This is a genomic window from Pseudomonas granadensis (assembly GCF_900105485.1).
GTDB classification, from domain to species: Bacteria; Pseudomonadota; Gammaproteobacteria; order Pseudomonadales; family Pseudomonadaceae; genus Aquipseudomonas; species Aquipseudomonas granadensis.
In genome coordinates this window covers 1-12,246 of sequence record NZ_LT629778.1, presented here as the reverse complement: position 1 = coordinate 12,246, position 12,246 = coordinate 1, and the positions used below count along the sequence as shown (strand labels likewise).

The following is a 12,246-nucleotide window of genomic DNA, read 5'->3' as shown; positions in this document are numbered from 1 at the left end:
CACAAAACAACTGTAGGAGTGAGCCTGCTCGCGATGAGGGCCTCCCAGTCACCATATTTGTGACTGTCAGACCGCTATCGCGAGCAGGCTCACTCCTACAGGGGTACAGCGTTTTTACTTAGTGAAACAGTACCGCCGTCTTCTGCAGGGTCACCCACACACCCCACGCCAACGGAATACCGACCACCAGCCACGCAGCGATGGCCAGCGGCTTGCTGCCCGGTGCCGCTTTCCACTCAAGGACGGTGCTGGCATCAGCACCCTTGTCGTGACCCAGCGCCTGTTCGGCCGCCAGTTCAGCGTCGCTCATGAAGTACTTGTCGGCCACCGGGCGCACCATCAGGTTGCAGAGGAAGCCCAGCACCAGCAGGCCGGCGAGGATGTACAGGGTGATGTCGTAAGCGGCGGCGCGTTCAACGCCGATGCTCAACTGATATTCACGCAGGTAGTTCACCAGTACCGGACCCAGCACACCGGCAGCAGCCCAGGCAGTCAGCAGACGACCGTGGATCGCGCCGACCATTTGCGTACCGAACAGGTCCGCCAGATAGGCCGGTACCGTGGCGAAACCACCGCCGTACATCGACAGGATGATGCAGAACGCAGCCACGAACAGCGCAACGTTGCCCAGATGACCCATGTTCGGAATCAGCGCGTACAGGGCAAAACCCAGGGCGAAGAACACGAAGTAAGTGTTTTTGCGACCCAGGTAGTCCGAGAACGAAGCCCAGAAGAAGCGGCCACCAATGTTGAACAGGCTCAGCAGGCCGGTAAAACCGGCGGCAATTGCGGCGATCGAAGCCAGCTGACCGGCGTCAAGCTGACCGAACGGCACGTCAACGCCCAGCAACTTGCCACCGAACACTTCCTGCAACAGTGGCGAAGCCATGCCGAGGATGCCGATACCCGCGGATACGTTCAGGCACAGCACCAGCCACACCAGACGGAATTGCGGGGTTTTCCATGCGACGTTTACGTGCACGTGACGGTTGGTGATCATCGAGTTCGAAGCTTTCTTCGCCGGCGCGGTCCAGCCTTCAGGCTTCCAGCCGGTTGGCGGCACGCGGTAGGACAGTGCGCCACCGATCATGAACACGAAGTAGATTGCAGCCATGGCCACGAAGCTCTGCCAAACGCCTACGCCTTCGGGCGAAGCAAAGTGACTCATCAGCGCAGTGGCCAACGGTGCACCGACCATCGCGCCGCCACCGAAGCCCATGATCGCCATGCCGGTCGCCATGCCGCGCTTGTCCGGGAACCACTTGATCAAGGTCGACACCGGCGAGATATAGCCCAGGCCCAGACCGATACCGCCGATCACCCCGGAGCCGATCCACATCAGCCAGATCTGGTGGGTATAGATACCCAGCGCCGAGATCAACAGACCGCCGCACCAGCACAGGGCCGAAACCACGCCTGCCTTGCGTGGCCCGGCATGTTCCAGCCAGCCACCCCAGATCGCTGCCGAGCAGCCGAGGAAGATGAAGAACAGCGTGTAGATCCAGCCGAGCATGGAGATCGGCCAGTCGCAGTTCGAAGAAAATACCTGTGCGATGAAACTCATGTCCGGTGCGCAAGCCACCGGAGCGGTAACGCCCAGCGCCTTGGACAACGGCAACCAGAACACCGAAAAGCCATAGGCCATGCCGATGCACAGGTGAATGGCCAAAGCGGCCGGTGGAACCAGCCAGCGGTTGAAACCGGGCTTGGCGATGATGCGTTCCTTGGACAGGAACGCAGGCTGGTCGGCGCGCAGGCCGTCCGCCGTGATGCTCGTGCTCATTGTGTATCCCCCAATTGTTAGTATGGTTCGCCAGCCACTGCTCACCCTCGGCCTTATGCACGCAGGCATGACCGTTTTTTGAGGTGAAGCTCCTTGAAGGCGCGACGTTAAGTCGCAGACGGGCGGACGAACTGGCGAAGGTTACCATTCTCAGGTGACAGAAAAACCAAACTGATATCACCTTTTTTCAAGTCATCTGTTCTCGTACCACTCAGGAAACGACCATGCCGATCACCGTCCAGGTGCTACAAGACGCCAGTTATCAGGATCAGCAGGACTTGCAGAAGATCTATCGCGACGCGCCGCCATGGCTGTTCGCGCCGTTTTCCGGCGACAGCGGACTGATCGAAAGCAGCCTCGCCGACGGTTCTCTGATTGCCGGGCGCTTCAACGATCGCTTGCTCGGTGCCGGGCGTCTGCAAAGGCATCACGATGTCTGGTACTTGTCCCATTTATGCGTACGAAAAGTTACCCGCCGTCGCGGAGTCGCCGAGCGGCTGGTGAACCAAGCGCAGGAAATGGCGTCGCAAGCGGGGGCCGAACTGCGCCTGCTCGCGCCTGCCGGGCAGGTCGAGGCGCAAGCCCTCGCGGCCAAATTGCACATGACGCTGGACGTACTGGCAACAGGACGCCACAGCGGACCGGGCCATTGCAGCGCTATACTCCCCGGCTAATTTACGAATTCGACTCACTACAAGGACTCGCCCATGAAAGCGTTCGGCAAAATCCTGGGTCTGGTGCTTCTCGGGTTGTTGCTGATCATCGTGGCGGCAGGCTTTGCCCTGACCCACCTCTTCGATCCCAACGACTACAAAGACGAGATCCGCCAGATAGCTCGCGACAAGGCCCACATCGAGCTGACGCTCAATGGCGATATCGGCTGGAGCCTGTTCCCGTGGCTCGGCCTGGAATTGCACGAGGCCAGCGTCGCCACCCTGGCAAAACCTGCCGAACCGTTCGCCGACCTGCAGATGCTCGGCCTGTCGGTACGCGTGCTGCCGCTGCTACGCCGCGAAGTGCAAATGAGCGATGTCCGCGTCGAAGGCCTGAACCTGCGTCTGAACCGCGACAAGAACGGTCACGGCAACTGGGAAGACATCGGCAAGGTGCCGGTTGCGCCTGGCGCAACGCCGCCGGCCAAAACCGACGCGCCTGCCAGCGAACCGACCGTTGCCGTGGAAAAACCGGCGCAGCCGATCCGCCTCGACATCGACAGCCTGACCGTCAACAACGCCCGCGTTGAGTACACCGACGAGCTGACCGGCAAGCAATTCAGCGCCGAAAGCATCCAGTTGAGCACCGGCCCGGTCCACGACTCGACCAATATTCCGGTAAAAGCCACCGCGTTTCTCGGCACCAATCAACCGGTGCTGCGCGTGCGCACCGAGCTCAGCGGCGAGCTGCGCTTCGAACGGGCCGTGCAGCGCTACAAGTTCGAAGACTTGAAGCTGTCCGGCGAACTGGCCGGCGATCCGCTGCAGGGCAAGACCATGACTTTCTCGGCGCAGGGGCAGCTATTGCTGGACAAAGCAGCGAATGTCGCCGAATGGACCGGCATCAAGATTTCCGCCAACCAGCTGCGCGCCTTGGGCGAACTGAAAGCCAACGACCTCGACAAGACGCCGCAGATCAGCGGTGGCATTTCGATTGCCCAGTTCGATCTGGCGAAATTCGTCGACAGCGTCGGGCAGACTCTGCCGGCCATGGCCGAAGGCAGTCTGAGCAAGGTCGAACTGGTCAGCCGCATCGCGGCCACGCCCAGCAGCATCGCCTTCGACAACATCAACCTGAAGCTCGACGACAGCAGCATCAGCGGTCGCATTGCCGTCGAAGACTTCGCCAGGCAATCGTTGCGGATGATCCTCAAAGCCGACACCTTCAACGCCGACCGTTATCTGCCGCCGAAATCGGCACAGGCCAACAGCGCCACGCAAACGCGTCAGGCCGAAGTCGCCAGCACCGAGGCAGGTGCCGTCGCAGGCACCACACCGCTGCCGGACAAACCGAGCAAAACCGCCTGGAGCACCGAGCGCCTGCTGCCAGTCGAACGCCTGGCCAAGCTCGATGTAGACGCTGACCTTAGCTTCGGCCAACTGACCCTCGACAAGCTGCCGATCGACAACGCCGCGCTCAAGGCCAGCGGTCAGGGTGGCCTGCTGACCCTGACCAACCTCAGCGGCGATCTGTACAACGGTGGATTCGTCGCCAACGGCACGCTCGATGTGCGCCCGAGCGCACCGGTGCTGAATCTGCAGACCCGACTCAATCGCGTCCCCGCAGAAAAAATCATTGAAAGCCAAGGCAAGAATCCGCCGGTCAAAGGTCTGGTGACACTCACCAGCAGCTTTACCGGCAGCGGTAACAGCCAGCAGGCGCTGATCGATACGCTGAACGGCAATGCCAGTTTCGTCATCAACAATGGCGTACTGCTCAATGCCAACCTTGAGCAGCAGTTGTGCAAGGGCATCGCCACGCTCAATCGCAAGACTCTCAGCGGCGAGCCGCGGGGCAAGGACACGCCGTTCGAAGAACTCAAGGGCAACCTGACCGTGCGCAACGGCGTCGCCAGCAACCCGGACCTGAAAGTGCGCATCCCCGGCATGGCCGTCAACGGTGACGGCGACATCGACCTGCGCGTCCTCGGCATGGATTATCGCGTTGGCATCATCGTCGAAGGCGACACCAGCGCCATGCCTGACCCGGCCTGCCAGGTCGGCGAAAAATTCGTCGGCGTCGAATGGCCGCTGCGCTGCCGCGGCCCGCTGGAACTCGGCGCCAAGGCCTGCCGCATCGACAATGATCGTCTCGGCCAGGTCGCGAGCAAAATGGCCAGCGACAAGCTCAGCGAAAAGATCGACGAAAAACTGGGCGACAAAGTCAGCCCGGAACTGAAGAACGCATTGAAGGGGCTGTTCAAGCGATGACAGCGGAGCAGTTTTCCAGCGCGGTGCTCGACTGGTTCGACCGCCACGGCCGCCACGATCTGCCTTGGCAACAGAACATCAACCCGTATCGGGTATGGGTGTCGGAGATCATGTTGCAGCAGACCCAGGTCAGCACGGTGCTCAATTATTTTGATCGCTTCATGACCGCGCTGCCGAACGTCGAAGCGCTGGCCGCCGCACCCGAAGACGAGGTGCTGCATCTGTGGACCGGGCTGGGTTACTACACCCGCGCGCGCAATTTGCAGAAGACCGCGAAGATCGTCGTCAGCCAGTACGGCGGCGAGTTTCCACGCGACGTCGAAAAACTCACAGAGCTGCCGGGCATCGGCCTGTCCACAGCTGGCGCCATTGCCAGCATCAGCATGGGCCTGCGCGCGCCGATTCTCGACGGCAACGTCAAACGCGTTCTGGCGCGTTTTACCGCGCAGGAGGGTTACCCCGGCGAGCCGAAGGTTGCCAAACAGCTGTGGGCCAACGCTGAGCGCTTTACCCCGCACGATCGGGTCAACGCCTACACCCAGGCGATGATGGATCTTGGCGCCACGCTCTGCACGCGCAGCAAACCGAGCTGCCTGCTGTGCCCGCTGGAGCGTGGCTGCGAAGCGCACATGCTGGGCCTGGAAACCCGCTATCCGATTCCCAAGCCGCGCAAAGCCATCCCGCAAAAGCGCACGCTGATGCCGATGCTCGCCAACGATGAAGGCGCGATTCTGCTTTACCGCCGCCCTTCGACAGGGCTGTGGGGCGGCTTGTGGAGCCTGCCGGAGCTGGATGATCTGGATGATCTACGACATCTGGCCGATCAGCACTCGCTGACCATGGGCCAGCAGCAGGCGCTGCCAAGCCTTGTCCACACCTTCAGCCATTTCCAGCTGTCCATCGAACCCTGGCTGGTTCAGGTGCAGGAGGCCGCCCATCACGTGGCCGAGGCCGACTGGCTCTGGTATAACCTCGCCACCCCGCCGCGCCTGGGCCTCGCCGCCCCGGTCAAAACCTTGCTCGAACGCGCGGCCGCCGTCTTGAATGCAGGAGTATCGCCATGACTCGCACCGTAATGTGCCGCAAGTACAAAGAACCACTCGAAGGCCTCGAGAAAGCACCGTTCCCCGGCGCCAAGGGCCAGGACATCTACGAAAACGTGTCCGCCAAGGCCTGGGGCGACTGGCAGAAACACCAGACCCTGTTGATCAACGAAAAGCGCCTGAACATGATGAACGCCGAAGACCGCAAATTCCTTCAGGGCGAAATGGAGAAGTACTTCTCCGGCGAGGAATACGCCAAGGCCGAAGGCTACGTGCCGCCATCCGAATAACCCGGGGTTTTCGTAAGCGACGGAATTAATTTAAGAAATTTTCAAAAAGTCGTTGACGTAAATCCGAAAAACCCTTTTAATGCGCCCCGTTGCCCAGATAGCTCAGTCGGTAGAGCAGGGGATTGAAAATCCCCGTGTCGGCGGTTCGATTCCGTCTCTGGGCACCAAATACCGAAACCCTGAATCGCAAGATTCAGGGTTTTTTTATGCCTGCGATTTAGTGAGGCTGGTTTCCCACCTGTTGATCCGCGCTACCATCAGCACCCCTTACGGAAGAGGGCTATCCCCGCGATGAACCAAAAACGAACGCGAGTCCCCCTGCCCCATCCGCCGCCGCACCAGGAAGGTCTGGTGTCCAGAGGACTGGCAATCATGATTTGCCTGTTTCTGATCGGTACCGGCGCGCTGCTGGGCTACTCGGCCATCGACGGCGTTATCCACGAGACGATCATCACCGCCACGCGCGGCGGGCCGGCCAAGGTCTACACCCTCGCCGGGCAGCCGGGCATGTACTGGTTTCACGTTGTACTTCAAGGTCTGTTCGGCGTGTTGCTGCTGGCCGCAGGCCTGGCGTGGCACAGGCTGACGCGCATCGACAAACCTGCGGCCAGAACCCAACGTAAATCGCGTTCGCGCTAACGGTTGTCGCTACGCGTACGAAACGGACTACAGATGCATTCCCGGCAAAGCCCTGGTGCTCGGCAACGTCCTGCAATGGCAATCTCTTCTTCCTGCGGACTTTACCGCCTCCCCCGACATACTCAAACCGCGACAATCGTCATGCTTTTGCGTCTGTTCACCCTGACGCGGAAGACCCGATGAGCCAGCTAAAACCTGCTGACACGCAAGACCCGAAAATCGATTCACTGCTGGGCGAACTGGGTGAGTTGATTCGCCAGGCTCGGCAAAAAGTGCTGCGCGCGGTTGATACGATTCAAGTGCAGACTTGTTGGCAGATCGGCCGGCATATTGTTGAGTTTGAACAGGAAGGCGCTCAGCGTGCGGGTTATGGAAAGAAGCTGATTGGCCTACTGGCTAAGGACCTGACCGAGCAGTTCGGGAAAGGGTTTGACGAAACCAATTTGTGGAAGATGCGCCTGTTTTATCAAAAATTTCCAATTCGAGACGCACTGCGTCCCGAATTGAGCTGGACCCATTACCGCCGCCTGCTACGCGTCGAAAACGAGAAAGCGCGCCTGTGGTACATGAACGAATGTGCCGACCTCAACTGGTCAAGCCGCGCCCTTGATCGGCAAATCCTGACGCTCTATTACGAGCGCCTGCTCATGAGTCAGGACAAAACCGAGGTGGTCGAGGAAGCGACCACCAACATCAATGCGATGAAATGCAACCCACGGGAATTCATTCGCGATCCGGTCATGCTCGAGTTCCTCGGCCTGCCCTCGGCGGGCCAAGTCAGGGAAAGCGGACTCGAACAAGCCCTCATCGATCACCTGCAAAGCTTTCTGCTTGAACTGGGCAAAGGCTTCTCCTTTGTCGCTCGACAACAACGCATCAGCACTGACGGCATTGATCTCTACATCGATCTGGTGTTCTACAACTACCTGCTCAAGTGCTTCGTGATCATCGACCTCAAACGCGGCAAACTCAGCGCCCGCGATGTCGGGCAGATGGACATGTACGTGCGCATGTACGACGAGCTCAAGCGCAGCGAGGGAGACAAGCCGACTGTCGGCATCATTCTGAGCGCCGAGAGCAACGACTCGGTTGCGCGCTATTCGATGCTCAAAGGCAATGAGCAACTGTTCGCCAGCAGTTACAAAACGATATTGCCGAGCGAAGAAGAGTTACGCGCCGAGCTGAACCGCGAACAGGCGCTGATTGAAGAACGCTTGCTTGTTCAAACGGCTGAATAAACCGACGGGATTGTTCCTGCATAACGCCGAGACTATCGTTGGTGGTCACACGCCAAGGTCGAGCACCCATGAGCTGTCAGCACACATCCGAACAGAACTCTGAGTCGAGCCAAGCGGTTGTCACTGCAACCGTAGGTGAACCTTTCAAGGAAACCGCCGCCGACGGTTATCCGCTCGGCGGTTTCACCTGGCGCTACACTTCGCCCGACTCGCAACGCCCGGTGGTCATCATCAACGCCGCCACGTCCGTACGCTGCCGTCACTATTCACGATTCGCGGCGTATCTGTTCAGCCATGGTTTCGACGTGATGACTTACGACTATCGCGGCATCGGTGAATCACGCAGCGAATCGATAAAAGGGCTGCGCGCCTCGTGGACCGATTGGGGCGCGCTGGATTTCCAGGCGATGCTCGAACGTGCGCAACGGGAGTTCCCGGGGCAGCCGATCGATGTGGTCGGCCACAGTTTCGGCGGTTGCGCGGCGGGGCTGGCCGAATCCGGGAGCGTCATCCGACGGCTGGTCACCGTCGGCGCGCAGTTCGCGTACTGGCGCGACTACGCTCCCGAACAGCGCTGGCGCATGTTCGGCAAATGGCATGTGGTCATGCCTTTGCTGACGCAGCTCTGCGGCTATTTCCCCGGCAAGCGCCTCGGCTGGCTGGAAGACACGCCAACAGGCGTTGTACGCGACTGGAGCACGCCTGCCGCGCGTTTCGAACAGCGCCCAAGCGGTCGCGCTCTGTTGCGGAAGACGGGTGCCCTACCCTTCGCCAACGTCCATGCACAAACTCTGGCCATCAGCATCAGCGACGACCCTTACGGCACGATCCCGGCCATCGAACGCCTGCTCGACTACTTCAGCAACGCGGCAAAAATTCACCTGCGTATCGAGCCGCGGAACATTGGCGAACAACAAGTCGGACATTTCGCCTTTTTTCGCAGCGCATACCAAGCCACACTATGGCCCATCGCTCTGACCTGGCTGCAGACCGGCGCACTGGCCCCTGACACACCCGGCCGGCAAGTCCCGCGCAGCTGAGCCCTTCCCAACGCACGACGGAACACATCATGGCCTCCGCCAACAAGCAGCAAAAACGCGCCGCCCGGGCCAAGACCAAGGCCAGGCAGAACCGCACCAAACGCGCCGAGGCGCCGGTCGAACTGGACCCGAACGACGACCGCATCGACTTCGAATCGGTGGACCTCACCGAGCTGTTCAAGAAGATGATCGACGCCGAGAAGATCAGCCAGCAAGCGATGTGCAGCGCATTCCTCGAAGACCCATTGCTGGAACTGGTCTATGAGCAGGAAGGCGAAGAAGGCGCGATGGATTTCATCCTCGCCGCGCTGATCGAGTATCGCCAGTGGTCGCAGGAAACCGACGAGGCCGGCGCGCTGGCGTGGATCGAGTCCCCGGCCTTCCAGGCCGACTATGTGGCCGCGTCCGACGCGATCGCCGCACAAACCCAACAGAAGAACTGAGTTCCCATGGCATCCCTGAACAAGCAACAGAAACGCGCCAAACGCGCCAAGGCCAAAGCCAGGCAAATCCGCATGGTCGGTCGTAAGCCGCTGGATCAGGACGAAGACCTCGGCCACCTCGCCGAGCCGATCCCGGAATACACCTTGGCGATGTTCAGCAAAATGCGCGACGCCGAAGCCGTCAACCGCAACGAGATGCTGCTGACACTGCTGCGCGAGCTGGCCTTCATCATCGTCGACCATCCTGAACTGCTGGACATGGAAAACGCCGACAACGAAGGCATGGCCGCCACCCACCTGGCCGCCGACATGCTGATCGACTACCGCATGTGGGCCGACGGCATGACGATCGAAGAGGCCCAGGCCTGGCTGAGCGAACCGCAGTTCATCACCGATTTCGGGGTGGCGCTGGATGCTTATGGCAAGTCGGTGGAAGACAGCGAGCCCAAAGCCGAATAAATCCTTTTGTGCCTGACCTTCATGCACATTCAACACAAGGAGGTCAGGTGAACAAGACAGACTCATGCGGGGACGAGCAGTGGCTGGATACAAACGACTCAGAGGCACTTCGAACCGATACTCGCAGCCCCTCCACGCCATTAACCTGGGACGAATGGTTTGAGGCAGAGAATTGCAGCTCAGAGTTTATGGTCTCGCGCGATCAAAGCTGAATCAGGATCCAAGGCATCAGACCCATCAACGAATCACAAACAAAAACGGCCGCTCGTCATCCCTGACAGCGGCCGTTTTCACATCACGCGTTGCGACTCAGTTCAACACCACCGCACCACGCTTTTCCAGCTTGCGACGGCGCGATACCAGCAGGCCGGCAGCCACCACCAGCAAGCTCAGCAGGCCTGTGGCGAGGATTTCGACGCGATGGGCTTCCTGGAACAGCATGATGGTCAGGGCCGCGATGATGAAGATGATCACCGCGTAGGTCAGGCCCGGGAACAGCCACATGCTGAAGACGATGTTCTCGCCGCGTGCCACGCGCTGCTTGCGCATGCGCAGTTGCGAGAAGGCGATCACCAGGTACACCAGCAGGGCAATGGCGCCGGAGCTGGCCAGCAGGAATTCGAACACCGCAGCCGGAGCGACGTAGTTGGCGAAGGTGCAGAGGAACGCTGCGCCGGTCGACAACATGACTGCCCAGTAGGGAGTGCCGCTCTTGTTGGTGCGGGTCGACATGGCCGGGGCGTCACCGCGCTTGCCGAGCGAGAACAGCATGCGCGAAGACGTGTACAGCGCCGAGTTCAAGCAACTGGTCACCGCGACCAGCACGACGATGTCGACGATCATCTTGGCGTTCGGGATGCCCATGCGCTCAAGCACAGTCTGGTAGGAGCCGAGGTTGGCCAGCGTAGGATCGTTCCATGGCACCAGAGCCACGACAATGAAGATCGACACCAGATAGAACAGGCCGATCCGCCAGATCACCGAGTTGGTGGCCTTGGAGATCTGCTTGCCCGGGTCTTTCGATTCCGCCGCCGCGATGGTGACGATTTCGGTCCCCATAAACGAAAACATGGTGGTCAGGATCGCGCCCAGCACGGCGCCCATGCCATTGGGCAGGAAGCCGCCGCTGTCGAACAGGTGCGAAACGCCGCTGACCTGACTCGTCGGCAGGAAGCCGAAAATCGCCGCAAGGCCGAGGCCGATGAAGCCGATGATTGCCAACACTTTGATCAAAGCGAACCAGAACTCGAACTCACCGTAGTTTTTCACGCTGAAAAGGTTGGTCACGGTCAGCAGCAGGGTGATGACCAGGGCGAACGCCCAGATGTCCACGCCCGGGAACCATGCGTGCAGGATGGTCGCAGCGGCGTTGGCTTCCAGTGGAATCACCAGCACCCAGAACCACCAGTACAACCAGCCGATGGTGAAACCGGCCCAATGACCGATCGCGCGGTCGGCGTAGGTCGAGAAAGAACCGGTGTCCGGCGAGGCGACGGCCATTTCGCCGAGCATGCGCATCACCAACACCACCAACGTACCGGCCGCAGCATAAGCCAGCAGCACGGCCGGGCCGGCGGCAGCGATGGCGTGGCCGGAGCCAACGAACAGACCGGCGCCGATCACACCGGCGATCGACAACATGGTCACATGACGCGGTTTGAGCCCCTGTTCGAGGCCATTGGAGCTTGGGGTACTGCTCATAGAGACTACCTTTGCAAGGAAAGCGGGTGCATCCGGCCGGTATGAAAATTCTTTCTCGTAAAAAGAATCCAACGGGCTGTTCCTTATTCTGCACGCAATATTTGCGCCAAAATGTTTCATACCCCTGAACGCCGGGAACTTGCGGGCTATGCCAGTGCTCGATGCAAGTCCTTGAGTTTAATGGCTATTCGCCAGCGCGTTACCCTGCGACTCACTTTCAGAACGAATCCACGCACCAGAAACACACAGAAAAAGCCTGCGACGCACAGAAAAAGGGCAAAACAAGAACGTTCGGCCGGATAGCGCTTCCAACACCCCGCCAAAGCTGGCAACATCGCGCCTTTTTTTACGCGACACCCACGGGCGGGCTTGATCAAACACCCGTTCGGTTGTTGATGGGGCGACAGTCTGCTGCGCCGATGCGACACCCTGCCACAGGCCACCCGATTACCGCTCGTAGCGCTGTTGGCTGCCATTGAAACGCTATGCTAGCTTGGCCGCCTCGCCTGGAAGGCCCGCCAACAGCAGGAGCGCAACATATATGAGGAACGCACATGGCTGAGGCCACGCCCGCGCTGGAAATCCGCAACTTGCACAAACGCTACGGACAGCTTGAGGTGCTCAAAGGCATATCGCTGACCGCCCGCGATGGCGACGTGATCTCGATCCTCGGCTCCTCCGGTTCC

General features: G+C 60.1%; 11 protein-coding genes, 1 tRNA gene and 1 pseudogene. 11 read left to right on the top strand and 2 right to left on the bottom strand.

Annotation, left to right across the window (positions count from 1 at the left end; all coding sequences use genetic code 11):
• Positions 1 to 118: 118 nt before the first annotated feature.
• Positions 119 to 1,783, bottom strand: coding sequence for an OFA family MFS transporter (locus BLU52_RS00065; RefSeq protein ID WP_090280199.1), 1,665 nt, complete (start codon positions 1,781 to 1,783; stop codon positions 119 to 121).
• A 224-nt stretch (positions 1,784 to 2,007) separates the two neighbouring features.
• Here BLU52_RS00065 and BLU52_RS00060 point away from each other — a divergent pair, with 224 nt between their 5' ends.
• The 10 genes from BLU52_RS00060 to BLU52_RS00015 all read left to right on the top strand — a co-directional run bounded on the left by BLU52_RS00060 (position 2,008) and on the right by BLU52_RS00015 (position 9,859).
• The gene (locus BLU52_RS00060) at positions 2,008 to 2,457 is read left to right on the top strand and encodes an acetyl-CoA sensor PanZ family protein (protein WP_090280194.1); all 450 of its coding nucleotides are present in this window, start codon (positions 2,008 to 2,010) and stop codon (positions 2,455 to 2,457) included.
• Between the two features lie 33 nt (positions 2,458 to 2,490).
• The gene (locus BLU52_RS00055) at positions 2,491 to 4,707 is read left to right on the top strand and encodes an AsmA family protein (protein WP_090280190.1); all 2,217 of its coding nucleotides are present in this window, start codon (positions 2,491 to 2,493) and stop codon (positions 4,705 to 4,707) included.
• Positions 4,704 to 5,771 carry an A/G-specific adenine glycosylase gene (gene mutY, locus BLU52_RS00050; protein WP_090280187.1) on the top strand — a complete coding sequence of 356 codons (1,068 nt, stop codon included), beginning with the start codon at positions 4,704 to 4,706 and terminating at the stop codon, positions 5,769 to 5,771. The genes BLU52_RS00055 and mutY overlap by 4 nt, the downstream gene beginning before the upstream one ends.
• Positions 5,768 to 6,040 carry an oxidative damage protection protein gene (locus tag BLU52_RS00045; protein WP_090280184.1) on the top strand — a complete coding sequence of 91 codons (273 nt, stop codon included), beginning with the start codon at positions 5,768 to 5,770 and terminating at the stop codon, positions 6,038 to 6,040. Before mutY ends, BLU52_RS00045 begins: the two co-directional genes overlap by 4 nt.
• Before the next feature lie 91 nt (positions 6,041 to 6,131).
• Positions 6,132 to 6,207, top strand: a tRNA-Phe gene (locus tag BLU52_RS00040).
• 205 nt (positions 6,208 to 6,412) lie between these two features.
• A complete protein-coding gene (locus tag BLU52_RS00035; protein WP_090280181.1) occupies positions 6,413 to 6,679 on the top strand; it encodes a hypothetical protein in 267 nt (88 codons plus the stop codon).
• Between the two features lie 179 nt (positions 6,680 to 6,858).
• Positions 6,859 to 7,917, top strand: a complete 1,059-nt coding sequence (locus BLU52_RS00030; RefSeq protein ID WP_090280178.1) for a PDDEXK nuclease domain-containing protein — start codon at positions 6,859 to 6,861, stop codon at positions 7,915 to 7,917.
• 68 nt (positions 7,918 to 7,985) lie between these two features.
• Positions 7,986 to 8,957: an alpha/beta hydrolase family protein gene (locus BLU52_RS00025; RefSeq protein WP_090280175.1), complete on the top strand. Its 972-nt coding sequence runs from the start codon at positions 7,986 to 7,988 to the stop codon at positions 8,955 to 8,957.
• Positions 8,958 to 8,986: 29 nt separating this feature from the next.
• Complete coding sequence (locus BLU52_RS00020; protein WP_090280172.1) at positions 8,987 to 9,400, top strand: hypothetical protein; 414 nt, start codon at positions 8,987 to 8,989, stop codon at positions 9,398 to 9,400.
• Positions 9,401 to 9,406: 6 nt separating this feature from the next.
• Positions 9,407 to 9,859, top strand: a complete 453-nt coding sequence (locus tag BLU52_RS00015) for a hypothetical protein (protein ID WP_090280167.1) — start codon at positions 9,407 to 9,409, stop codon at positions 9,857 to 9,859.
• A 309-nt stretch (positions 9,860 to 10,168) separates the two neighbouring features.
• Here BLU52_RS00015 and gabP read toward each other — a convergent pair whose 3' ends face one another.
• A complete protein-coding gene (gabP, locus tag BLU52_RS00010; RefSeq protein ID WP_090280164.1) occupies positions 10,169 to 11,560 on the bottom strand; it encodes a GABA permease in 1,392 nt (463 codons plus the stop codon).
• A 554-nt stretch (positions 11,561 to 12,114) separates the two neighbouring features.
• On the opposite strand from gabP, the pseudogene BLU52_RS26905 reads away from it, so the two are divergent.
• A pseudogene (locus tag BLU52_RS26905) lies at positions 12,115 to 12,246 on the top strand (ATP-binding protein); the annotation flags it as partial.

Excerpts from the sequence above, each read along its gene's own strand:
- mutY (WP_090280187.1), top strand. The coding sequence starts at position 4,704 with ATGACAGCGGAGCAGTTTTCCAGCGCGGTGCTCGACTGGTTCGACCGC.
- BLU52_RS00065 (WP_090280199.1), bottom strand. The coding sequence starts at position 1,783 with ATGAGCACGAGCATCACGGCGGACGGCCTGCGCGCCGACCAGCCTGCG.
- BLU52_RS00060 (WP_090280194.1), top strand. The coding sequence starts at position 2,008 with ATGCCGATCACCGTCCAGGTGCTACAAGACGCCAGTTATCAGGATCAG.
- BLU52_RS00020 (WP_090280172.1), top strand. The coding sequence starts at position 8,987 with ATGGCCTCCGCCAACAAGCAGCAAAAACGCGCCGCCCGGGCCAAGACC.
- BLU52_RS00045 (WP_090280184.1), top strand. The coding sequence starts at position 5,768 with ATGACTCGCACCGTAATGTGCCGCAAGTACAAAGAACCACTCGAAGGC.
- BLU52_RS00055 (WP_090280190.1), top strand. The coding sequence starts at position 2,491 with ATGAAAGCGTTCGGCAAAATCCTGGGTCTGGTGCTTCTCGGGTTGTTG.
- BLU52_RS00025 (WP_090280175.1), top strand. The coding sequence starts at position 7,986 with ATGAGCTGTCAGCACACATCCGAACAGAACTCTGAGTCGAGCCAAGCG.
- BLU52_RS00030 (WP_090280178.1), top strand. The coding sequence starts at position 6,859 with ATGAGCCAGCTAAAACCTGCTGACACGCAAGACCCGAAAATCGATTCA.
- BLU52_RS00035 (WP_090280181.1), top strand. The coding sequence starts at position 6,413 with ATGATTTGCCTGTTTCTGATCGGTACCGGCGCGCTGCTGGGCTACTCG.
- gabP (WP_090280164.1), bottom strand. The coding sequence starts at position 11,560 with ATGAGCAGTACCCCAAGCTCCAATGGCCTCGAACAGGGGCTCAAACCG.
- BLU52_RS00015 (WP_090280167.1), top strand. The coding sequence starts at position 9,407 with ATGGCATCCCTGAACAAGCAACAGAAACGCGCCAAACGCGCCAAGGCC.